The organism is Clostridium sp. FP1 (genome assembly GCF_011065975.2).
Taxonomy (GTDB): Bacteria; Bacillota; Clostridia; order Clostridiales; family Clostridiaceae; genus Clostridium_AD; species Clostridium_AD tagluense.
In genome coordinates, this window is sequence record NZ_JAAMNJ020000001.1 from 4235454 (window position 1) to 4260043 (window position 24590).

The 24590-nt window shown below is 31.5% G+C and carries 16 protein-coding genes and 1 pseudogene; 2 read left to right on the forward strand and 15 right to left on the reverse strand.

Annotated features, from left to right (window positions below; genetic code table 11):
• Nucleotides 1-96: 96 nt before the first annotated feature.
• Nucleotides 97-2328 (forward strand): YhgE/Pip domain-containing protein, encoded by a 2232-nt coding sequence (locus G9F70_RS20300; protein WP_164947397.1) that lies wholly within the window; start codon nt 97-99, stop codon nt 2326-2328.
• Nucleotides 2329-2435: 107 nt separating this feature from the next.
• Here the strand turns inward: G9F70_RS20300 and G9F70_RS20305 are convergent, their stop codons facing one another.
• Entirely contained in the window at nt 2436-3929 is a 1494-nt protein-coding gene (locus G9F70_RS20305; RefSeq protein WP_164947398.1) for a hypothetical protein, read from the reverse strand.
• Between the two features lie 204 nt (nt 3930-4133).
• Nucleotides 4134-7115 carry an Ig domain-containing protein gene (locus G9F70_RS20310; protein ID WP_164947399.1) on the reverse strand — a complete coding sequence of 994 codons (2982 nt, stop codon included), beginning with the start codon at nt 7113-7115 and terminating at the stop codon, nt 4134-4136.
• A gap of 382 nt (nt 7116-7497) precedes the next feature.
• Between G9F70_RS20310 and G9F70_RS20315 the strand changes: the two genes are divergently transcribed.
• On the forward strand, nt 7498-7923 hold the full coding sequence (locus G9F70_RS20315; protein ID WP_164947400.1) for a hypothetical protein: 426 nt from the start codon (nt 7498-7500) through the stop codon (nt 7921-7923).
• A gap of 88 nt (nt 7924-8011) precedes the next feature.
• Here the strand turns inward: G9F70_RS20315 and G9F70_RS20320 are convergent, their stop codons facing one another.
• The 13 genes and pseudogenes from G9F70_RS20320 to ltrA (G9F70_RS20380) all read right to left on the reverse strand — a co-directional run bounded on the left by G9F70_RS20320 (nt 8012) and on the right by ltrA (G9F70_RS20380) (nt 24204).
• Nucleotides 8012-8629: an SLAP domain-containing protein gene (locus G9F70_RS20320; protein WP_164947401.1), complete on the reverse strand. Its 618-nt coding sequence runs from the start codon at nt 8627-8629 to the stop codon at nt 8012-8014.
• Between the two features lie 245 nt (nt 8630-8874).
• The gene (locus G9F70_RS20325; protein ID WP_164947402.1) at nt 8875-11067 is read right to left on the reverse strand and encodes an S-layer homology domain-containing protein; all 2193 of its coding nucleotides are present in this window, start codon (nt 11065-11067) and stop codon (nt 8875-8877) included.
• Between the two features lie 89 nt (nt 11068-11156).
• A complete protein-coding gene (locus tag G9F70_RS20330; RefSeq protein ID WP_164947403.1) occupies nt 11157-12494 on the reverse strand; it encodes a hypothetical protein in 1338 nt (445 codons plus the stop codon).
• 942 nt (nt 12495-13436) lie between these two features.
• Entirely contained in the window at nt 13437-14105 is a 669-nt protein-coding gene (locus tag G9F70_RS20335) for an ABC transporter ATP-binding protein (RefSeq protein WP_164947404.1), read from the reverse strand.
• Nucleotides 14098-15252: an ABC transporter permease gene (locus G9F70_RS20340; protein WP_164947405.1), complete on the reverse strand. Its 1155-nt coding sequence runs from the start codon at nt 15250-15252 to the stop codon at nt 14098-14100. Before G9F70_RS20340 ends, G9F70_RS20335 begins: the two co-directional genes overlap by 8 nt.
• A 216-nt stretch (nt 15253-15468) precedes the next feature.
• Nucleotides 15469-16662 (reverse strand): hypothetical protein, encoded by a 1194-nt coding sequence (locus tag G9F70_RS20345; protein WP_164947406.1) that lies wholly within the window; start codon nt 16660-16662, stop codon nt 15469-15471.
• 245 nt (nt 16663-16907) lie between these two features.
• Nucleotides 16908-17117: pseudogene (locus G9F70_RS20350) on the reverse strand (Uma2 family endonuclease); the annotation flags it as partial.
• A 15-nt stretch (nt 17118-17132) separates the two neighbouring features.
• Nucleotides 17133-17465, reverse strand: a complete 333-nt coding sequence (locus tag G9F70_RS27340) for a PD-(D/E)XK nuclease family transposase (protein WP_318011021.1) — start codon at nt 17463-17465, stop codon at nt 17133-17135.
• A 3-nt stretch (nt 17466-17468) separates the two neighbouring features.
• Nucleotides 17469-19091, reverse strand: coding sequence for a group II intron reverse transcriptase/maturase (gene ltrA, locus G9F70_RS20360; RefSeq protein ID WP_224617424.1), 1623 nt, complete (start codon nt 19089-19091; stop codon nt 17469-17471).
• Between the two features lie 1126 nt (nt 19092-20217).
• A complete protein-coding gene (locus G9F70_RS20365; protein ID WP_164948071.1) occupies nt 20218-20424 on the reverse strand; it encodes a hypothetical protein in 207 nt (68 codons plus the stop codon).
• Nucleotides 20425-20845: 421 nt separating this feature from the next.
• Nucleotides 20846-21862, reverse strand: coding sequence for a hypothetical protein (locus G9F70_RS20370; RefSeq protein ID WP_164948072.1), 1017 nt, complete (start codon nt 21860-21862; stop codon nt 20846-20848).
• A 76-nt stretch (nt 21863-21938) separates the two neighbouring features.
• Nucleotides 21939-22193 (reverse strand): Rpn family recombination-promoting nuclease/putative transposase, encoded by a 255-nt coding sequence (locus tag G9F70_RS20375; RefSeq protein WP_263484342.1) that lies wholly within the window; start codon nt 22191-22193, stop codon nt 21939-21941.
• Between the two features lie 388 nt (nt 22194-22581).
• Complete coding sequence (gene ltrA, locus G9F70_RS20380) at nt 22582-24204, reverse strand: group II intron reverse transcriptase/maturase (protein WP_224617424.1); 1623 nt, start codon at nt 24202-24204, stop codon at nt 22582-22584.
• Nucleotides 24205-24590: the final 386 nt, after the last annotated feature.

Sequence of the window (24590 nt, forward strand, 5' to 3'; positions counted from 1 at the left end):
ATATACACACCATTAAACTAAATAAAATTAGTTATCGAAAATCTTAAAAAGCAGTAATGTTAATTTTAAAATATATAAGTAAGGTTGTGGAGGTTTATGAAGAATATTTTTAAAAGTTCTAAAATATGTATAAAAAATATTTTAAAAACTTATAAAATAGATATGAAAATTGTTTTTAAAATTTATAAAAGAGATATAAAAAATATATTTTCCAACTATATAACACTAATTATAATAGTTGGAGTATCTTGCTTACCGGCACTTTATGCATGGTTTAATATTCAAGCAGGTTGGGATCCATATTCAAAGACTAAAGGACTTTTAGTTGCAGTTGTTAATTTGGATAATGGTTCGCAGTTAAAAGATGTTAAAGTTAATATTGGACGTGATTTAGTAAAAAAATTAAAAACTAATGACTCTATTGGTTGGAGATTTGTAAATGAGAGCGATGCTAAGGAGGGTGTAAAATACGGTAGATATTATGCCAGTTTAACTATCCCTAAGGATTTTTCAAAGGATCTTCTTTCTATTGGAACTTATAATGCCCCAACGAAACCACAACTAATTTATAGTGTTAATGAAAAATTAAACGCTATAGCTCCAAAAATTACTGGAAAGGGTGCAACTTCTCTACAAGAGCAAATATCAAGAAGCTTTATTGAAACAGCTAGTGGCGCAATTTTTTCTTACCTTAACCAAGTTGGAGGTAAGCTTGAGAAAAACAAACCAGAACTGGAAAGTCTTATTGATAGAATGCTTAGCGTAGATGATAAGATGCCTGAAATCGGGAAATCCATAGATAATGTTTATGAAGGCTCCTTAATGTTTCAAAAATTCATGAAAAATGTTGAAGGTGATATTCCTGTTATATCTGACGCCGTAGACCATACTTTAGACATTACTAAAACAAGCAATGAAAACATGGGAAAGGCAAAAGATTCACTTAAAACTGTATCTCCAATTGTGAAGGCTGACCTTGCTCTTATAAAGAATACAGCAGATCTTGCTGAATCCTCTTTAATTCAATTTCAAGACTCTCAGCCATCAAATAAGGCTTTACTTAAAGCCACTTTAATTAAGACCCGGGACAAATATAGGGATGGAATACAGAAAATCGACAATGTTTTAAGTTTTAATAAATCAATAAATAATTCCTTAAACAGTACTCTTATTGGAACTTTCATTAATAATCTTTCAAACGTTAAAACTGAAATGGTAAACCAGCAAAGCCATGTTAATTCTATGATTAGTACCCTAGAGACTGGTAATGAGGTTTTAACTAGTAATATAAACGCTGCAATAAAAGGCGCCAATAAAACTTCAGGGTTAATGAATAATACAATTGATAGTTTCAACAGAGATACTAACCCAATAATTGATAATGTAATGAACAATGCAAGTGGGCTATCAAATACTGCAGCGGATATGCTACAAAGTATACAAGGTAATATGCCCTTGTTTAATAGCATACTTGATCAAGCCAATACTCAAATTGACTCAAGCGTAGACGGTTTAAAGCAAATAAAGGATAATTTTCCTAAGATTCAACAAGATATGCATTCAAATGCTGAAAAATTAAGAAACCTTACTGATGATGAAAAACTTAATGAACTTATCAAGATGTTAAAAGAGGATGGTAAAAAGAAAAGTGACTTCTTAGCAAATCCTATAGAGCTAATAGAAAATAGGGTCTATCCAATTCCTAATTATGGTTCAGCTATGACCCCATTTTATACTATACTTGCTATTTGGGTAGGTGCATATATACTGGTTTCATTATTATCAGTTCATGTTAAAGACTTTGATGATGGTACACCTATGAATACAAATGAAAAATTTTTCGGAAGGTATTTTATATTTTTAAGTGTTGCAATTATGCAAGCTTTAGTAACTATAGCTGGTAACTTATTTGTTCTTAAGACTTACACAGTATCCCCTATTCCACTTGTGCTAATTGGGATCTATGTAAGTGTTGTATTTATTACCATAATCTATACGTTAGTATCTGTTTTTGGCAATGGCGGTAAAGCTCTCACCATGGTAGCAATGGTATTACAAGTTTCTGGATCCGGAGGAACATTTCCAGTAGAGTTATTGGGTTCTTTCTTTCAATATATAAATCCAATGATGCCATTTACTTATGCCATAGGAGGAATGAGGGAAGCAACAGCGGGAATTATACCGGGCGTGTTAATTAAAGATATGCTAATACTGGCTATATATTTTGTTGTTTCTTTATTTCTTGGGGTTTTCTTAAAAGAAAAAATAAATAAAGCAACTGAAGGCTTTGTAAAAGAGTTCCATGAAAGTGGATTAACAGGTAAATAGCATTAAATAATAGTTCAAAAAGTTGATGCTGTAGATAATTTATCTACAGCATTTATTTTTATATTTGCTAGGTAACTAATGTTAAGATACAAATACATACCCTATTACTACCTTATATTTAGTTTAGAGTGAATACCATTTACAGAAGTAATATTTGTTGTTTCGTAAGGATTATCATATTTAAATGTATCCTTTACCTGCAACGCATATCTTCTTCCCCATACAGTTAAATCAGTATCAGATAAATCATTGATTGTATTAAAATGTATCATAGCATCAGAATTTTTTTCATCAAAAATATTTTGATTTATTTTATCATAGTTTAGTCTAACCCATCTGTTGCCTACATAAATTTCATTATAAGTAGGAGAAGAAAATCCCACCATTCCAGCTGTACCTTGTCTTACCTTACCACGAATATCTGCATCACTAATATTATTTAATAACGCTTGTTGAATTGGGTCATTACAGTCAATAATAGGTACTGTTTGAATTATCCTACAAGGAATACCTATAGCTCTAAATACAGTTTCCATCAATATTGCTGATGATGTATCTGAACCATGTTGCTTATTCATGTACATCTGCTTACCATACAATTCATGATTAAATTGTTCCTGTGTAGACCATGATTGATCGCCCTTATCTCTTTGAAATGCTGCTTGCAATTCTGGTGCTATTGTAGGTATACCATTGGAAAAAGATGTATAAAAATTAGTAGATTCTTTTAAGCTTTGTGTATTATTAAAAATATAATTTGTTACTTTTTCTACAATTTGAGTGTCTGCAACTTTAACCCCATTATACATAGAATTTTCTATATCAATACCCTGATATTTTAAATCTGAAATTATAGTTGTCCTTAATTGATTATCCCAATTAGCAGTTATTGTAGGTTTTAAATATTGTTGAAGTTCCGAACTTTTAGCATAGTCTTTCCAGTTATAATTTGAATCTACATTATTGGTATTATATGGATATAGAACTATATCAAATATACCATACTCTGAAGTTTCTCCTTTTAATGTAACATCTTGATAATTATCATTTTTCATTACATTAATATTATAAGGTTTCTTTATTCTCATTGTAGTCTTAATTACATAGGTATTTTCGGTTCTTTCATTTAGGTCACCATCTGGTATTCCATCACCATCAGTATCTCTATTATAAGGATTAGAAAAATATTTGTGAATTTCTTGATAGTCGGTTAACCCATCACCATCAGTATCAGTATACATATCTTGATTAAATACTGGATCAATTATATTAGACCTATTTTCAGTAGTAAAGCCAAAATTAAGATCCAGACTCAAATGGTTACCATTATTTGAATTGCTTTCTTTTTTGATTGATAATCCCCATTTATCATTATGCTTTTGTAACTGAATGAATTTATACCCTCCTTGTTTTGATTTATTTAATTGTATGTCTATATCACCATCCCCATCTTTAACAATAATTTTATTATTTAATGTAACTTTATCCGTTGTAATACTAGTATTATTATTTACATTTACTCCTTGTGCAAATACATTTATAGTCATAAATGTTGATATGATTATTATTGTGGAACATAGATAATTTCTTGATCTTTTCATACTTACGCAACTCCCCCGTTATTTTATAGTGTATAAACCAAATATATGGCTTATTTTATTGTATCATCGTATCCATTATTAGTCAATTTACCTATTGTAGAACATAACATAATCTCTTAATTTATTTTTAAAAAAACAACCCTAGCACAATTAATGTACTAGGGTTGTTTTTTATTCCATATTTACCCAGGGGTCTGACCCCTTTTAATGTACTTCAATTTCTATAGTATATAAATTTCCTTTATAGAATCCTGTTACAGTTGTTTTGCCAGCTTTTACTGCTGTCACAAGACCAGAAGAATTTACTGTAGCTACTTCCTCACTTGCAGACGTCCAGGTTGTATCAGCTTGTACTTCTTTTTCAATTCCGTACTGATCTTTGCCTATTAAAACAATCTGTCCTGTTGTTTCCATATTAGCATTTCCATTTGCACCTTTTCCAATTACTAATTGTACTCCTGCTACATCTATATTTTCATCCACAGTGTCTTTAATTACTACCGTTGATTTATCAACTACTGGTGCATCATCAGAGAATGTTAAATATATTGAAGATGTTTTTCCATTAGCTGTGAGAATGCTTATTGTTACAACTGCATCACTACCCCCAATACCTGTTGTAGCATCATTTGCTTTAGCTTTAACAAATATTTCCGAACCAGATTTGGTTACAGTAACTAAATCAGAATCAGCAATTACACTAATTGCACTTGCAGGAACGTCTATTAATCCACCATTTACTTTATAAGTTAATGCCACTGTTTGGTCCTTAGTATCATCAGTTGAATTGTACACTTTATAACGATTTGCATCAAAGGCTATGGAGCTTATATTTGTGTTATCCCCAATAGTTACATTTACAGTTAGTTTTACATTAGCGTCAGCCACTGCTTTTAAAACTATTGTATCAGTTCCTGTTTTTTTACCAGTGTATGTTATATACATCTTTTTAGCTATTGCATCAAAGGAAACTGCCGCAGTAACTTTTGTATCATCTGTTGCCATGGCTGTTACCATTGTAGGATCAGTTATAACTTTTGAATATTGGTCAAGTAAAACTAATTCTTTTTTAACAGTAGCTCCAGGAATTACTGTAACAGCTGAATCTGCTAGAGTTATATTCTTTACTGAACTCTTAGCTTTTACAGTTACATTTAATGTATCTTTGATTACATCTGTTGCAGATATTGCCTTATTTCCAACTGTTACTGTTAATATTGTATCTGCAGTATAAGCATTTATAGGTGCTACATTTGGAGCAAATTTCACAGCTATTCCTTGCGCCTCTATTGAAGTAGCTTCTACAACGAGCCCTCTTGCATCTCGTTTGTAATAAACAAGGCTTGCAAAACTCGCAATAGCATTTGCACCATTTTTAGTTGAAATAGACCAATCTTTAACATCAGGAGTTATTTCATCACCTTTACTATCTTTTACACTTATCACTCTATAAACAGGCTCTGTAGCATTAGCTATTATACTATCCTGTGCAACGCTATTCCCAAACTCAATTGTTTTAATTGTTGTAAGTTCTGCTAAAGCTGCTATATCATAGGTTGCAGTTGTTCCATTAACGGTTACGCGTACCACATAGTTTCCACCAGCTATGGCATTAAATCTTAAGGTTTTGACTGCCTTTGTAGTTGCTAGTTGTCCATCTTTATCTAATTTTTCCACTATTACTTTGTCAGATACTATTCCATCTTTATAAACTACAGTGGTAACATTATTGGAAGTTACGTCTATAACTTCACCATAAGTATTTCTTATCACTAAGTTTGCTGCTTGTTTTATATCAACTTTAAGTTTTGGTAATGTTATTGGATCAATCTTTGTTGCGGTTGAATTTAATGTAGTTGCCACATCAAATTTTGCTGATTTTATAGTACCTTCTGCATCAAATGTGGTTCCTACATATGGTGTAACTTCATAGGTCCCAACTTTTGTTGTTTTAGCATTGATTAGTATATCATTTTTATCAGTACCATTACCACCTCTGAGTGCAGCTGAAACTGTTATATCACTTGCACCTGTATTTACAGTTTTTGGAGTTATGTTAAATTTAATCATATCCGCTGTTAATACAGTACCATCATTTCTAGCTATTTTATTATATTTAATATTTTCATTATTAAACTGCGTAGTTGGATTTTCGGAAGTTAGCCTAAGTGCTGTAAGTTTAGCTGGTGCTACTATAACTGTATATGTAGCTTTAGCGCCATTAGCAATATTATATGCACTTATAGTTATTGTACCTGGTTTTGTAGCTGTGAATTCAACTTTATTTAATTGTGTATCATTATCACTTTGTGATTCATTTCCAAGTACCCCATTATCATCTATTAAATCCATACCTGCGTCTACTACCCATCTTACTAGTGTTTTACCTTTACCTGCATCTGACATTGGGTTGTTAAATTGATTTCTTATATCAGCTGTTAAAGTTACTTTTGCATCTCCTACTACTATACTATCTACTGATGGAGTTACTTTTGCAATTGACTTAGGAACAACTGCTCCATCTTTCTCCACTATGTACACAGAACTTATTGAAGCTAATAATTTAGCTGTTTTATCCCCTCCATCTTTATCAAATTTTTCTACTTTAATAACTACAGCGTCATTTTCAACTAACTCTTTTGCTATTGTGATTTTTGCCATATTATTCTCTGTTGCGAGTTTCACTTCTGTTGTTAAAGGCATTCCATTTACTGTGGCTGTTACTTTATAAGAAGAATCTGTTGCTATATTATAAGCTTTTCCATATTGATCTGATGCTGTTAAATATACAACATTAGATGTATTGTTGATTGCATTTGTTGCATTAGTAAATGTTGATAAATATGATGCTTCTAGAGCACCTGATGCATCTTTATCTCCAGCATCAAATTTAATTTCTTTAGTAGCATTTTTATAAACTACTGCTGGTATAACACTTGCTTCTACTTTTAATCCACCTTCATTACTAATCCACTTTCCGTCGAAATTTTTAATATAAACTGATCCACCTGCAACTATCGCGTTAGTTATTTCAACAATATTCGCTTGTGTATTAGCATAAGCTAAGTCAAAAGCTTTATTACCTATTACAACCGTACCACTGGACATTGAAGCAAAAGCTGAGAAGGATGTTGATCCTGCTATCATGAGTGTAGCAAGAGCACACCCTGTAATTTTCTTATTCATATATTTATACCTCCATTGTTTTGTTTTATCTTTAATACTTTATATTAAGCTAATCAAATATTAATTGTGATTTTATGTACTATTAAATCATCACCTATGCTGCTAAATATGGTTGAAAATTATAGTTGTTGAAATTTTACCCCTTACCCTTAAATAACGATTAGTCCGACAATATAGTTGCACTTTTATAAATCTTATTATAATTAAACCATAAAAGGTCAATATATACATTAATTTTATAAACTTGTTTTCATTATTATTCTAAATATCAGATAAGAGTTTGTAGAAATAAAGGGCTAATCCTCCCTGTTGAATGGATGTTTTCTGTGAAAAACTTGACATTACCTCGAATCTTGACTAAAATTTTAATGAGGTGATTTTTTTGAAAAAATTTTTATACATTCCTATGGTATTAGGTATATCAATATTATTTGTTGCATGTGGTGCAAAAGCTCCTGTTAATTCCAGTAAAGCTACCACTACTACACCTACTACTAATACTAGTACTAGTACTAAAATAATCTATACTCAAAAATTAACGTATCTTCCATCATATAATGGAGTACAACCAACTGAGTACACTGCTGCAAGCAAAAAATCAGCACTTGCTACTTCAACATATACTATAAAAAACACTACAGATATAAAGGTGTTTGAAGATTATGAAAATATTTTAAAAAAAGATGGATGGACCATTACAGATGCAAAAAAACACTATAGTATTTTTGCAAAAAAGGATAAGCATATGGCAAATATTATAATTCAAAAAGCCAGCAAAGATGTAATACTACAAGTTACGTCAAAATAGTATAGTAATTTTACTTAAATATAAGTAGGTTTGTGTAAATAATTTACACAAACCTACTTATATTTCCTACTATTTTGCACATTTAATTTTACCCAGTAAAAATTATATCCCATTTTTCCAAATTAATAGTACTTTCTTTCAGTTTTTCTTTACTTACTATAGTTTCAAATATTCCTATTTTTCCAGGATTCACTATTGCATCTATATCAACTTCTTCTTTTATTATTAATGATTTGTTTGCATCTGTCAATTTTAGTGATATTTGCGGTAAATTTAACCGTAATTTAGCTCCATTATGTATTACTAATGTAATCTTTATGTCTCCATCTTCTGTTTCACTAACGCTATATGGATATATCATACTCCATCCGGTTTCTTTGAGATCTTTCCCCTTTAAAAATCCTAGGATTTTATTTACCTCCTCCTCTGATAGCCCTTCTGGTATTTTTTCAAAGGTATCAATTAAATTTTCCTCTTTAACTTCCTCTTTAGCAATAGTATTTACTATCTTAATACTATCTTCACTAGTTTTACAATTAATTATTATTTTTCCATCCTCATTAACCTTAAATGCACAAGCATTTTCTTTGTCTGCACTATATAATTCTGTTGAAGGAACTGTAATACTAACAATGGAGGTTGTATCGGAAATATCAATAACTACACTGTTATTAGAGCCTTTTTTGAAATTTATAACATCATTCATATATTTTTCTCCTCTCATTAAAATAGTATTTACGAAATAATATTTCAATCATTAATTTTACATCGTACTCAAGCAAGCTCAAAGATGAACTTGCCATTCTATAACATATGTTTTAATTTTATCATTGTTTTATATATTATAAAAGCTTTTTATGCTTTCCCATTTTTTTACAAGTGCCTGTCCCCTCTTTAAAAAAGGCCCTGTGGAGAGCATCTCCACAGGGCCTTTCTTAAAATATTTATTTACTATTTAGAAATAACAGAGTCTTTAACAAAGTTTCCATTGCCGTCTACTAAGTTTGCAGCTTTGAATTCAACAGTAATTGTATCTGTTAATGAGTAGTCGTTAGTAGTTTTAACAGCTAATTTACCATTAGCACTTGTAACAACTGCAGTAACCACAGTTCCATTGATTTTCACTATAACTCCACTTGGAGTTGTAGTATCTACAAGTAATTTTGAGAAATCAACAGTGAAATTTTTACTATCAACTACAGTTATTTTAGAAGCTACTGGAGCAACATTTTCTTTTAATGGAACTTGAACAGTTGCTTTTCCATCTTTCAAAGTGTTTCCAATTGTATCTATAACATTCTTAGCTCCAAGAACATAATTACCATTAGCAGTAATAGATCCTTCTGGTAATGTGAATCTTACTTTCTTAGTACCATCAACAAACTGAAGTTCAGTACCTGTTGGTAATGCTTTTCCTCCAAGAGTGTAATTAACTGCTGTTGTTGCTGAATTAGTAACGTTTGTAGCATACTCAACAGTAAACACTTTATTGTTAGTAGGATCTACTACAACAGGTGTAGTACTAGCAAATACTAATGAATCTGTAACTGTTCCAGGTGGAGTTTGGAAAGTACCAGATGCAGCATTAAATGTAATAACACTTGCGTTTACATTTCCAGACAAGTCTGATACGGATCCAGCAGCTAATTCGAAAGTGTATACAGAGTTGCTATCTAAGTCTATATCAACTTTAATAGTGTTTAGCTCATCACCTTCAATTTTGCCGTTAGCATCAACATCAAAACCAGTTCCAGTAACTTCATTTACATTTGTTACAGTTCCCGCAGTATAAACAACGCCATTCCTAGTTTTAAGAGTTAATGCGCCCTTAACTTTTACAGGCTTATTGAAAGTAAGATATAAAGCATCTTTATCTGTATCAACCGCTGTATCATCAGCTACTAACATTTTTGTTGAAGTAGATGAAAGAGTAGCTGGAGTTGAATCCTTAGTTAGAGTAGCATTGAATTCAAATGCATCTCCAGCATTCAAAGCTAGATCTTTTTGTCCTTCTACTTTAACTGTTGTATTTATAAATTTCTCTGAACCTAATGCAGATACTGCATCTAAAGTAAATTTAGTTTTATCAGTAGTATCTTTAATTTGAGCATCAGTCAAGTAGAAAACACTAGTTCCTACAGTTACTTTTGCATACTCTTCAATAGAAGCGTTACCATCAAGATTCTGCTTAGATAATTCCTCTGAGAAATCAAAAGTGATTTCTGTACCATTAACTGTAGAAGTTACAGTTGGCTTTGAACTATCAACTACTAGCCTGTCTACTGTGAAGTTAACAGCCATTGGGTTCGAGATATTACCTGCGAAGTCAGTTGCTCCAATAATATCTACTTTATAAGACTTATCAGCAGTTAACCCTGTGATTGTTAGCATATTATCAACTAAAGTATATTGAGTACTAGAAAGCTGAACACCATCTAAGCTTACTGTTCCTTCGTTTTGTATTGGCTCATCAAAAGTGATAACCGCTGTAGTTCCTTTTGCTGCAACAGATTTAACGGTGGCTGAAGTTGTATCTGCAAATGTTAGCAATGTATTAAACTCAGCTGTTAAAACGGTAACATTTGATTTTGTTTTGATTGGTGAAACAGTTACTTTAGCATTTGAAACTTTTAACTCAGTTTTAGTTGTTAGCGTAACAGTCTTACCATCTTCTGAAACCACTGCCTTAGTGATATCCATGCCTGCTACAGCATATTTTGTTGTAATTGCAGCATCTATTGCATCAACTGATTTGTTAAATTTAACTTCAAGAGTTTTAGCATTAATTGCATTTACTGTTGTAACTGATGCTGTAGTCACTATATCTGTATCTTTAGCATCAAAATTAGTTTCTATTCCAGCAGCATTCTTATAAACTACAGCTGGTATAACACCTACATTTACTACGAGTCCTGTAGTATTGTCTATCCAATTTCCTTGGAAATCTTTAACGTAAACTGCTCCACCTGCAATTATTGCATTAGTGATTTCAGTAAGATTTTTTGCATCATTAGCATAAGCTAAGTCAAAAGCTTTGTTTCCTATTACAACAGTACCATTTGCCATTGCAGCAAAAGCTGAGAAAGATGTTGTTCCTGCTATCATTACAGCAGCAAGAACTGAACTTGTAATTTTTTTATTCATATATTTCTACCTCCATTATTTTAGTTGATTTTTCTTATTAACTACCCTTAATCAAATATTAATTAAGAATTAAAGTTCTTTAAAAGTTATTAGTTAGCGGCTACTAAAGCTACTTCGTTTGTTGCAATCACTGTTCCAGCTTCATTTATTAATTTAACATTAACTTTGTCTCCTGCAACTTTTCCAGGGAAAACTGTTGTAGCTGTCCCTAGAACTTCTATAGCTGATAAAGCTTCTGTACCATTAAATACTTGGTATTTAACTGCATCTTTTAGAGTCGATGTAACAGTTACTAATGCTCCAAATGTAGCAGGTTTTACTGTTGCTTTAACTTCTACTGTAGTTGGATCTACTGGTACAACTGTAATTGTTCCTGATTCTCCTAAAGCTACTTCTATAACTTTAAGTTCTTTTGCACTTGCATCAAATAATTTAACATTTACTTTATCGCCAGAAGTTTTAGCTGGGAAAACTGTTGTAGCCTCTCCTAAGTCACTCATAGATGATATAGCGCTTGTACCATTAAATATTTGGTATTGCGTAGCTGTAGCAAAGTTTTTAACGCCATCTGCTGTCATAGTTACATTTACTAATGATCCAAATGCAGCTTCTTTAACAGTAGTATCAAATACTTTTACTGTATCTTCTGCTTTAACAGTTACCATTATTGTTTTCCAAGCTTCATATGTTCCATATGTTGAACCTTGATTTGCAACTGTTTTGTCTTGTGCTAGGTATTTTTCCCAAGTTGTTGATTTTTCTGTGTTTGCATGTACAACAACCATGTAAGTTCCTTCTTTTGTGAATGTGTATGATGGAGTTTCTTGATAAGTAGTTACTCTCTTTGTCCATACTCCAGTCAATGGATCCATTATATGTATTGCGTATTTGTATGGTCCTTCGATTCCGCCTATTCCTTCTATTTTATTAAAAGTTAATTTCATTCCATTAACTGTATAATCCGCTTTTCCATCAGCGTATACTCTATTTGCATCATCTTTAGCTACACAGTTTAGTGCTGCTACATAGTAACTATCAAAGTCACCGTTTTTGTTTGATTTAACACCTGTCTCTCCAGCTTTTTTTACCCAAACTGAAAGCTGTTGCTTTCCTAGTGTGAATTTTTTTGTTTCTGGTAACGCATATGGTGTTTTAGAATCTACTGCTGCACCATATCCACTTGTTAATTCATTCCACTGTTTACCGTCGAAAAGGAATGCTCTGTATTGTACTAGGCCCTCATAATTCGATGAAGTTACTGTAAAGTTTTCAGTGTCCCCTACCACTAGTGGTGAATGTTCTATTCCAACATAATTTACTACTGGAACAACTACTGCCTCGGCTTTTGCCGTAACGTTGCCTAAAATTCCAGCCATTACAAATAGTGCTGCCATAAATATACTTAATGTTCTTTTGATTCTTTTCATATGTTTGTCCCTCCCATTAATAGATATTTTTTATTTTATATAAAAATAAAAACGTAATTATAATTGCAGTCTTTTTAAAGAGTACAATTAGCTTTTCTTTAATTACGCGCCCCCTAGGTCGCTATTTTTTGTTACTATAAAATGACTTGGCCAGTTTTATAGTAATATTGTAATTAAAGACCTCAATGTGCTTGTGATATTTTTCATTTCCACCGCATTTTTAATAAAATGCTTAAATCCGGAGAACAATTGTAATGTTTATATCAAATTTCTACAATTTTCATATTATTATTCTATCTTATACCATATTTCGTCAAATTTCAACTATAATTATTGCATTATAAAATATTATTTTTGATTTTCGCCTTATAATATTAAAGTTTGTCCCACTTATCCCATAAAAAAAATTATATCCTTCTTTTCTGTGATCTAAAATTTCTTTTAGCTTTCAAGCCTTCAATATGCTAGTCCTAGATAATATTTCTTAAAATACATTTGGATTTAAATAACAAACTAATTGTATTATACTAGAAATATGTCGAATTACAACAGGTAAGTTAAACCATTATTTAAGGTAAATTATTCATTATTAATTATCATACTAATGTAATTAACTATTTCCTAGAAACACTTTAAATTCTAGTCGTATATTGTCGAAATGATAATAAATAAAAAAATTGCTAAAAATCTTTAGTTTGTATGAAATAACCGTATTTTTTAAACTTAATTATTAAAATTTTGTGCAGAAATTATTTAACGCTAAGTTTAGCTCCTATATTTGGAAATATATTCTTAACTTCAATTCGACATTTTTTGCAGTAAAATAGCTATATACTTTTTTCATTAATTAATGATTTTGTCAATATCACAGATAAATTATCCTGTGATATATAAAAAAAAATAGTGCCGTAAAGGCACTATTTTCTTTGTAGTTCGATTGCTTTAAATGACACCATCTTTTATTTCAATTATTCTATCTGTTTTTTTTGCTATTCTTTCATCATGAGTTATTATTATAAAGGTAGTTCCAAAATTTTTATTTATATCTCTAAATATATTGTATATAGCTTCAGACGCATGAGAATCCAAATTCCCTGTAGGCTCATCTGCCAGTATTATTTTAGGATTATTCATGAGTGCCCTAGCAATTGCTACCCTTTGCTGCTCTCCCCCGGACAAATCATATACTTTGTTATGTTTAACCGTTGGAAGTCCAACTAGTTCAAGAAGTTCTTTTGCTTTTTCACGAGTTTTTCTGCCAGAAAACAAATTTCTTATAGAATGTGGCATAAGCACATTTTCCAATGCATTAAATTCTGGTAATAAATAATGAAATTGAAATACAAAACCTATCTCTCTATTTCTAATAGAGGCTAAAGACCTTCTACTCATTTTGTCTATTCTTTTACCTTCCATTTCTACTTGTCCACTTGTAGGCTTGTCCAGCATTCCTATTATATTTAATAATGAAGTTTTACCACTACCGGATTCCCCAATAATAGAATTAAGAGATCCCTTATCAATAGATAAATTTATATTATTTAATACTTGTGTTTTAACTCTTCTGCCATAAATCTTATTGATATTTTTTAGTTGTATAATACTATCCATTTTTTATGACCTCCACAGGCGTTAATTTAAAGGATTTTATAGCTGGAAAAAATGCTGCTAAAGTTGATGCAATTACATCAATAATACATAATTTAATTATAAAACTATAATTTATAATTATCTTAACTATAGGTGTTCCATCTGAGGAAACTATATATCTATTAAAGCCTCTTATATATATATATGTTAAAAACACACCAAGGCAAGTACCAACTATACCTAATATAAAAGCTTGAATTAAAAATATAGCACCAGCTGAACCATCTTTTATACCCATAGCCTTTAAAATACCTATTTGCTTGTATTTCTGAACCACACTTATACCCATTATACTTATTATACTTAAAACAGCTGCAATCATTACGCAAAGTTGAATTACTATACTACATACTTTTTCACCCATTATGGCACTTACTAATAGTTTATTTTGATCTTTCCAATTTTCTATCTTTAAATTTTTATCTTTTAGCCCAGATTCTATTTTGGTTGCAATAGAATCTGCATTATAAGGATCACTTGTAGATAATTGCATGGAGCTTGCAGCATCACCAACCGCCGCTAAATCTTGAGCAGTTTTCAAATCTGTAATAACTAAAATTTTATTAACCTTTATTGTATCTAAATCATAAAATCCTACCACTTTTATGACCATATTTCTTCCATCAGGCGTTACTATATCAATATTATCATTTATTTTTAAGCCTAATTTTTCACTAAGTTCCTTTCCTAATATTGCTTCTCTAGGATTTTGAAGGGTTCTTCCCTTATAAATCTTATTTTTTATATTATATAATGAATCCAAATCTTTAGAAATAAATCCTCTAATTTGAATTGCTTCAACCATATCCCTAAGCTTAATAGATGCACCGTACTCCACTACAGGCGCCACTGATGTTATTTTACTATCCAATTTTCTAATTTTCTCTTCCTTTTCATGATAATTTTCTATTATATTATTCTTAGGGTAGATTGTTATATGAGTGGAATTTCCAACCACTTTATCCAGCAATGTAGTTTCAAGTCCCATGCTTAGTAGTCCAACGAATATTTGTACTGAAATACCTATGGCAATACCTAAAATTATTACTAACGTTTGAATCTTACTGTTTATTAAAAATCTCCAGGCTATTTTTAAAGCTGTAAACATATTGTCTAGCCTCCACTATCCATTTTTTTAAATCTTCATAATTAATTAGTTTTTACTTTGGAATCATTATATTAATTCCAATTCTTCTATCATATCATATTTTTTTATAAATAAATAACTAATTCGCTAATTTTCGACCCATCAGCCCTGAAAATTAAAAAAATAAAGCTATCAAAATACTTCTTAGGTATTTTGATAGCTTTTATTTTAATGGTCCTATACTCCAAAAATATCTCTTAGCAATTGAAGATTGCTACCTTCAACATTAGAAGCTAATGCATACTTGACTTTATTCCTGCTGCCTGAATCTAATGTACTATACATAGACTTGACAGAAGCTTGCTCTGAGCTAGAATTATAGGAAGGGTCGGATGCCATCTTATCCATAGTTGACTGCATTATTGATATTATCTGCTTCTCTTTTGAGGTCTCTAGCTGAGAATATGCACCACTTAGATCCTGCGCAGCTTTTGTTAATGCAACTCGCCTAATCTGGTTTTGCTCCTGAGATTTTTTTTCCTTTTCAGCTGCAATATTTTCAGCCCTTTTAGCCTCTGCTTTTATTTTTTCTAATTCTTTCTTTTTCTCACTGTCTGTTGTTTTATTAATAGCCTCATTAAGTTGACCAATAGTATCACTTATAGCTTTTTTCTTTTCTTGTATAGATTTTCCCTTAACCTCTTCTATGATGCCTTGAATTTCCTTTGCTTTTGCTTTTTCTGCCTCATTCATAAATGCAGTGGCACTTTGTATTTTCTGCTTAACTGAAGCTAGTTGTCTATCTATTTCTTTCTCACTCATTTTATCTAGCTCTGCAAATGAGGTTTTTGTACCCTGAGTCAAGGCTACAGCTAAAATTTTATTATCTTTAATTTTAAGACTGTTTATCTTAAAAGGAATTATGCTTGGATTAATTTTTATTAAATTGTCCTCAACATAAATCCTCTCATTCTTAAGCTTTAACATTTGGGACATTACTAATTTTTTGGGTAGTGTAAGCTTGCCAATTTTAAAATTATCAGCAGTATATGTAATTTTCCCATTAGAAAAATCTATTTTCCCCTTGGTGGACAATAACAAGTTAATCTTCTTGTAACTGATAGGAGCCTTAATTAAAATCTCGTCATTATAGATTTGAACACTAACTCCTGTAAGAGTTACGTTTCCTTTACTTATAGGCTTTGCAAAATATAAGCTGCTTAACTCATCTATATTCTTTTGAGTTAATTCAAATTGTCCACCTTTTACCTGTACATTTTTAAGTTTATCTATAACCTCTGTGGAAGTGGTTTTTTTAAGTACTACTCCACCATTATATAATATAATGTATGAAAAAATTGCTAGCGCTCCTAATAAAATAATTAGTGCCCATATTAGTTTGTTTTTCTTTAGTTGCTTAGTTCTAGACATATACTCCCCCCTTTCTTTTATAGTTATATAATACCACAATTACTATAATTTTTGAATTAAATATAGCATATCCTTCTCTTCACGATGAAAAAAAAACACCAAAATATATTCAGTAGTTTTCCTCCCTGGCTGACGCCAAGTATCTTTATTTTTATTTTTTTACCATCTTAGTAAAAATTTGATCTTCCCCCAAGGTACTAGGAGATGCCTGGAAGGTTAGCTCCTTGCTACAACCCCCAGGGAAGTTAAAGCTCGAAAATTTCTCTCAAATTTATCTTAAGTTCTTTGAAAGTAGCTGATTCAAATTCTTCTCCATTTTTATAAACTCCAAATTGCTCATAAAAACACTTTTCATTAATTTTATATATTGATACTGTTTTAATTTTAGGGTTTACTATCCAGTATTCATTTACTCCAAAGTGTTGATATAAATTCATCTTTGTAGCTAAGTCATGAGACTGATTTGTTAACTACACTTCTATTTCAAGTTGTGTACCATCTTCTGTTTTAGCTCGAACATCTATTATGCCTGTCTTATCTCCGATTAATTCAGGTGTTAGCCCTTTATTCCCAACTATTTCTAGTGTTACTAATTTATCTCTATCTTTTTTACTTAGGATTGCATTAAGTAGTGCTATTAGATTATCTTTTGTTTCTTCCTCACCAAAGGTTTTCTTGCTGACTAGGTAGGTGGAATTACTTCCACTTTCCCGTCTAAGAACCGTACTTGAAAGTTTCCCTTCATACGGCTCAAGCCCCTGAAAGCATTCTTTAGCATGAAAATGCCGGTTTCTATTAATAATTGGTCAATTGGTTAAAGTACAAGCCCTATGTGCTAATAATACTTTATCCTTTTGTTTATTTCCAATAGGATTATTATTATTATTATATGTTATACTTCTTTCTTCAGCAGTGTCCATTGATAATCCACATATAGTACATTTTCCATTCTGTTTTACCCATAATTTTTTAAATATTCCGGTTAGCTTCTTTGCTCCCAATTTGTACTTTCGCTCTTCAAAATATTGAGTATCAGTATATGGATTTTTATTAAGCTTTAGTGGTATATGTCTGATTATTTTCTTATCACTCATTAAAATCAGCTTCTTATTATCCTTGAATACCCAATTTCTAGCACCGTGTACTTTCCAGTATTTTGATTTTATCCATCTTTTGCCTTTGTTAGGATGTCTCCTTTTTGCCCATTTCCATAGCATTTGAAATGTAATATGGTCTATCTTTTGAAATATATCATTTGATACAGCACATTGATGGTAATTACTCCATCCAGTTATTATTTGATTTAACTTTATTATTAATATATCCTGTTCTACTGATTTATTCCCCTTTATAATCGCACTAATTTTACTTATTACCCTTTTAATTGATTTTTGAGATGGCTTAATCAGCAACTTACCTTTATATTTCTTTATATTCCATCCAATAAAATCAAAGCCTTCATCTATATGAGTTATTATTGTCTTTTCATCTGACAATTCTAGCCCTCTTTGGATTAAAAAACTTTTTATTATTTCTTTTGCTTTTATAGCAGTTTCACTGTCGGGAGCTGTAACAATAAAGTCATCCGCATAGCGGATTAGATTAACCTTGGGTCTTTCATTATTTCGGATTTTTGTACTTCTTTTAAATGTGCTTTTCAATAATTCGTCTATACCATCAAGAGTAAAATTAGCTAAACAAGGACTAATTGGAGAACCTTGTGCGGTTCCGCTTTTTGTAGAGAATAGTTTCCCCTTATATACATATCCAGATTTAATAAGCTTATTTAATACATTAGTATCCATAGGAGAGTTATCTGTTAGCCATTTATGTGATATATTATTAAAACAGCCTTTGATGTCTCCTTCTAGAACCCATGTTGGGGATGACTTGCGACTAAAGTTTATAAATATTTGTGACATAGCGTCTACACAACTTCTGTTTTTTCGAAATCCAAATGATGTTTTGTCACTCATGCTTTCTACAACAGGATCCAATCCCATCATATATAATGTTTGCATAGCTCTATCATGCATTGTAGCTATTCCAAGCGGTCTCAATTTCCCATTTTGTTTTCGTATATTTACTCTTTTTAATGGTTTAGGTTTATAGTTCTTACTGTTAAGCAACTTTACTGCTTCACATTTTTTCTTTGCTGAATTCCAGAGTATATTATCTATGCCCGGTGTTTTCTTACCTTTGTTTGTTGTTATACGTTTTACTGACATTAGTTTAGCATAGTGGGAATGAACCAGCATTCGCTGTAATTCTTTTACAAGTTTCCAATTTTTATTAATAGTCGCCTTTACAATCCTAGCTTGAATCTTATTAACGAATTTTTCAATGTTTTTCCAATCAATGCTTTTCCAATAAAAGCTTGCTTGTTTTTCGTCTAAGTTTGCAGTCTGTTTAATTAACAGTATACACATCTCCCTTATTCGTAAGATTCATTCCTTTAATGTAATCAAGCACCATAGTATAAGTCAGCATCCTTTCGGATCACTCCAAATATTGAAGAGTTATACCTTCCATTACAGAAGATCTTTCGCTTTTTATACTTTCCTATACCCTCTACTTCCCATAAAAAAAGGGCCTGTATAGGGCTTACCGAGTTCCAGTTTAAAACCAATTCAATGTGCCTTAGAACCTGTCTATAGCCCGGAGATACTGACCATCTTGCATACTGCATTTTCAGACATTATGCCCTTATCTCTCACCTTTTTTGTCCAAGCGTGTCAACCTTTTTTCGCTTGTTTGACTTAACGAGCCTTGCAACAGTTTGTTTATCCTGTTCATAACACATCATTTATGCTTGCAGTAGATAGGATAAGGTTTCCCATTTTTCCCGCTTTGTCCCAACAGCTTAGTACATTTCTGTTGCCAAAAATGCACCTGTGGTAGCATTACCCCAAATGGTAGGGATAGCCCAAAAGTTTAGTTAATACTTAGGCAGCTTTTAAACCGACCTCTCGTCACAGGAAAATGAAGTCATTTAAAGGTTTTAATCTTTTCATATAATCATTCTTTCCTATATTCTTATTTTATCAGAAAATTACATTTTATTCTACACTGTTTATAAACTAATGTCGTGAAAACATTATTTAACGTCAAAAAAACCACCAAAGTTAATTCAGTAGTTCCCCGCATATCTTTTACCTCTCTTGTAAAAATTTGCTCTTCACTCTAGTCTTTTACAAAAATTGGATGTAATAGCAGACTGTTTCTGTTTACTTTACACTACTTTTATATTTTTAAAATAATGTTTTAAAGCTCAACTTAACGACGGAAAACTACAGAAATATATTCAGTAGTTTCCACTTCGTGGCTGCCTCCAAGTTTTTTTCGTTTCTATTCTTTTCTAACCTTCTTAACCTTACAACTCAACTTCTTCACCTTAAATCCGCATCAGATGTCACATCTTGATGCCCTCCGAGGTGTTCGAGGGGCGCAAAGCGAACCTCTTGCTTGAAATTGGTAACGCAGTGGACAACTTCTGTTTGCTAACAGGCTATTTGATTTATGTTATTTTACTGATTTTAATTTTGATATATCGTTCTAATTTTTTGATGTTATCATTTCTACTGCTGTAAGATCTTCTCTAATTCCTCTAACTTCACCTTCGACTCTTGCAACCGTATAGTTAACTTTATCTATTTCTGCTTTGTGAACCTCACTTGCATGTTCTAAAGATCTTAATATTTGTGTATGTTCATCAAGCTTATTATTAATAGTATTCAATAAATCTAAAATTTCATTATCCATGTTTTCACCACCTATATTTTTAATTTTAACATCAATTTAATTCTATTTCAAGATAAATCAGCTTTGCTAAAAATACATTTAGCAACAAAAAAAACACTAAAACAAAGTTTAGCGGTTTTCCTCTCTGGCTGCCGCCAAGTTTTTTTGTTTCTATTCTTTTCTCAATTTTTTCACCTAACTATGACTCTACTCCTTACGCATCAGCTGTCCCATCTTTCATGCCCTTCGAGTCTTGTCGTTCACACTTTGTTCACGTACCCCGAGGTGCTAAGAGATGACTGGAAGTCAGTTCCTTACTATAGGCCTCCGAGATGTTTGACGGGCGCAAAGCGAACCTCTTGCTTGCAGACTGTTTCTGTTTGCTAAGTGACAGGCACCCTAGTGATGAGGGTTGCCGACGAACTTGCTAATCTCCTTGCTACTAATGAATACTATTTTTCACTACATCCTTCACATATTCAACATCAAAATCATTTATCTCTGCAATATATTCTATAGAAAGTCCTTTACTATATTGCTTAAGTATTAGTTGTTTTCTTTCTTTTTCTATTCCTTTTTCTATCCCTTTTTCTATTCCTTTTTCTATTCCTCTTTCTATTCCTCTTTGTTCTACAGCCGGATCATACAAGGTCTTAGTCATACTACGCACCTCCTCATTTAATTTTACATCCTCACCATATTTTGTATTCAGATATTCAAATAAATTTGCTACTGCTAATAATATTCTGTGAAAATCATCACCGTCTATTTCCCCACTATTAAATAATTGACTTCCTTCTTTTGATATTATTTCTGATATCATTTTTGCTTCCATGATAGTTTCTTTAAGTTCATAACTTCCTTCACCATGTTTCTTTTTTACTTGTTCCATTTTGTACCTAAGCTTAAATACTTGCAATGGAAGCAGTGGATACATTTTTTCTTGCAAAATGTCTTCGTCGCTAAATTCCCAATATTTCATTGTTGGAACAGTATATTTTATTTCCTGATCATTCGGAAAAATTAATTTCATTTTTAATTCATCTTTGATATTTCTATTTTGCTCAACAAATATCACTAATTGCTTTGGAATGAAAATAACCGTTTCTTCTCCATCATCTCCATTACATTTTGCTACTTCCTTTGCTTTTTTAAACCCATACTCAAACATTCTAATGACCATACCTAAATCATTTTTAGTTTGTAGCTCTATATGATAATGATATGGTTTATTTTCCTTAGAAATTTTTATAAATAAATCTCCACGTATAATATCATAATCATCTGAAACAAATTCAGTATTATCAAACGATATTTCTGTCATTTTTACATCAAAATTTTCTTTGAATAAGCTATTCATCATTGTAATTAGTACTTTCTTTGATACTGCAAACAATGATTTTAGTATCTCATCTAATTTTACTTGTTGTTCATTTTCAGTGTTTATAAGCCATCTCACCTGCTTTCTATCTTGCTTTTATTTTATCATTTTTATATGTGCTTTACAATTCCATTATACACTATTTACGTAACCGCTATAATAGATATTCTAGAAATGTCGTGAAATCCCTTTTAACGGTTTGTGGATCACTACTTAGATATTCTATTTTTTCTTCTGCTTTTCTAATATCAACATCCATGTCCGTAAGCTCCTTTAACTCTTCTTTACTTATATCTTCTCTAAAGAATGATAACCACCTTTGCAGCTTATCTTCTTTTAAGTTCTTATTTTTTAACTTTGTAAATTTCTCCATCTCTATGAAGTGAATCTCTACAACATCTGTTAACATGTAGTCTTTGACCTCATCTTCCCATAGATGAAATGTTGTGCTGATTTGTTAACTGCACTTCTATTTCAAGTTGTGTGCCATCTTCTGTTTTAGCTCAAACATCTATTATGCCTGTCTTATCTCCGATTAATTCAGGTGTTAGCTCTTTATTTTCAACTATTTCTAGTGTTACTAATTTATCTCTATCTTTTTTACTTAGGATTGCATTAGGTAGTGCTATTAGATTATCTTTTGTTTCTTCCTCACCAAAGGTTTTCTTGCTGACTAGGTAGGTGGAATTACTTCCACTTTCCCGTCTAAGAACCGTACTTGAAAGTTTCCCTTCATACGGCTCAAGCCCCTGAAAGCATTCTTTAGCATGAAAATGCCGGTTTCTATTAATAATTGGTCAATTGGTTAAAGTACAAGCCCTATGTGCTAATAATACTTTATCCTTTTGTTTATTTCCAATAGGATTATTATTATTATTATATGTTATACTTCTTTCTTCAGCAGTGTCCATTGATAATCCACATATAGTACATTTTCCATTCTGTTTTACCCATAATTTTTTAAATATTCCGGTTAGCTTCTTTGCTCCCAATTTGTACTTTCGCTCTTCAAAATATTGAGTATCAGTATATGGATTTTTATTAAGCTTTAGTGGTATATGTCTGATTATTTTCTTATCACTCATTAAAATCAGCTTCTTATTATCCTTGAATACCCAATTTCTAGCACCGTGTACTTTCCAGTATTTTGATTTTATCCATCTTTTGCCTTTGTTAGGATGTCTCCTTTTTGCCCATTTCCATAGCATTTGAAATGTAATATGGTCTATCTTTTGAAATATATCATTTGATACAGCACATTGATGGTAATTACTCCATCCAGTTATTATTTGATTTAACTTTATTATTAATATATCCTGTTCTACTGATTTATTCCCCTTTATAATCGCACTAATTTTACTTATTACCCTTTTAATTGATTTTTGAGATGGCTTAATCAGCAACTTACCTTTATATTTCTTTATATTCCATCCAATAAAATCAAAGCCTTCATCTATATGAGTTATTATTGTCTTTTCATCTGACAATTCTAGCCCTCTTTGGATTAAAAAACTTTTTATTATTTCTTTTGCTTTTATAGCAGTTTCACTGTCGGGAGCTGTAACAATAAAGTCATCCGCATAGCGGATTAGATTAACCTTGGGTCTTTCATTATTTCGGATTTTTGTACTTCTTTTAAATGTGCTTTTCAATAATTCGTCTATACCATCAAGAGTAAAATTAGCTAAACAAGGACTAATTGGAGAACCTTGTGCGGTTCCGCTTTTTGTAGAGAATAGTTTCCCCTTATATACATATCCAGATTTAATAAGCTTATTTAATACATTAGTATCCATAGGAGAGTTATCTGTTAGCCATTTATGTGATATATTATTAAAACAGCCTTTGATGTCTCCTTCTAGAACCCATGTTGGGGATGACTTGCGACTAAAGTTTATAAATATTTGTGACATAGCGTCTACACAACTTCTGTTTTTTCGAAATCCAAATGATGTTTTGTCACTCATGCTTTCTACAACAGGATCCAATCCCATCATATATAATGTTTGCATAGCTCTATCATGCATTGTAGCTATTCCAAGCGGTCTCAATTTCCCATTTTGTTTTCGTATATTTACTCTTTTTAATGGTTTAGGTTTATAGTTCTTACTGTTAAGCAACTTTACTGCTTCACATTTTTTCTTTGCTGAATTCCAGAGTATATTATCTATGCCCGGTGTTTTCTTACCTTTGTTTGTTGTTATACGTTTTACTGACATTAGTTTAGCATAGTGGGAATGAACCAGCATTCGCTGTAATTCTTTTACAAGTTTCCAATTTTTATTAATAGTCGCCTTTACAATCCTAGCTTGAATCTTATTAACGAATTTTTCAATGTTTTTCCAATCAATGCTTTTCCAATAAAAGCTTGCTTGTTTTTCGTCTAAGTTTGCAGTCTGTTTAATTAACAGTATACACATCTCCCTTATTCGTAAGATTCATTCCTTTAATGTAATCAAGCACCATAGTATAAGTCAGCATCCTTTCGGATCACTCCAAATATTGAAGAGTTATACCTTCCATTACAGAAGATCTTTCGCTTTTTATACTTTCCTATACCCTCTACTTCCCATAAAAAAAGGGCCTGTATAGGGCTTACCGAGTTCCAGTTTAAAACCAATTCAATGTGCCTTAGAACCTGTCTATAGCCCGGAGATACTGACCATCTTGCATACTGCATTTTCAGACATTATGCCCTTATCTCTCACCTTTTTTGTCCAAGCGTGTCAACCTTTTTTCGCTTGTTTGACTTAACGAGCCTTGCAACAGTTTGTTTATCCTGTTCATAACACATCATTTATGCTTG

Coding starts and splice junctions, on each gene's coding strand:
- G9F70_RS20320 (WP_164947401.1), bottom strand. CDS start 8,629: ATGAATGATGTTATAAATTTCAAAAAAGGCTCTAATAACAGTGTAGTT.
- G9F70_RS20365 (WP_164948071.1), bottom strand. CDS start 20,424: ATGGATAATGAAATTTTAGATTTATTGAATACTATTAATAATAAGCTT.
- G9F70_RS20340 (WP_164947405.1), bottom strand. CDS start 15,252: ATGTTTACAGCTTTAAAAATAGCCTGGAGATTTTTAATAAACAGTAAG.
- G9F70_RS20330 (WP_164947403.1), bottom strand. CDS start 12,494: ATGAAAAGAATCAAAAGAACATTAAGTATATTTATGGCAGCACTATTT.
- ltrA (WP_224617424.1), bottom strand. CDS start 24,204: ATGTGTATACTGTTAATTAAACAGACTGCAAACTTAGACGAAAAACAA.
- G9F70_RS20305 (WP_164947398.1), bottom strand. CDS start 3,929: ATGAAAAGATCAAGAAATTATCTATGTTCCACAATAATAATCATATCA.
- G9F70_RS20325 (WP_164947402.1), bottom strand. CDS start 11,067: ATGAATAAAAAAATTACAAGTTCAGTTCTTGCTGCTGTAATGATAGCA.
- G9F70_RS20300 (WP_164947397.1), top strand. CDS start 97: ATGAAGAATATTTTTAAAAGTTCTAAAATATGTATAAAAAATATTTTA.
- G9F70_RS20335 (WP_164947404.1), bottom strand. CDS start 14,105: ATGGATAGTATTATACAACTAAAAAATATCAATAAGATTTATGGCAGA.
- G9F70_RS20375 (WP_263484342.1), bottom strand. CDS start 22,193: ATGTTAACAGATGTTGTAGAGATTCACTTCATAGAGATGGAGAAATTT.
- ltrA (WP_224617424.1), bottom strand. CDS start 19,091: ATGTGTATACTGTTAATTAAACAGACTGCAAACTTAGACGAAAAACAA.
- G9F70_RS20345 (WP_164947406.1), bottom strand. CDS start 16,662: ATGTCTAGAACTAAGCAACTAAAGAAAAACAAACTAATATGGGCACTA.
- G9F70_RS20310 (WP_164947399.1), bottom strand. CDS start 7,115: ATGAATAAGAAAATTACAGGGTGTGCTCTTGCTACACTCATGATAGCA.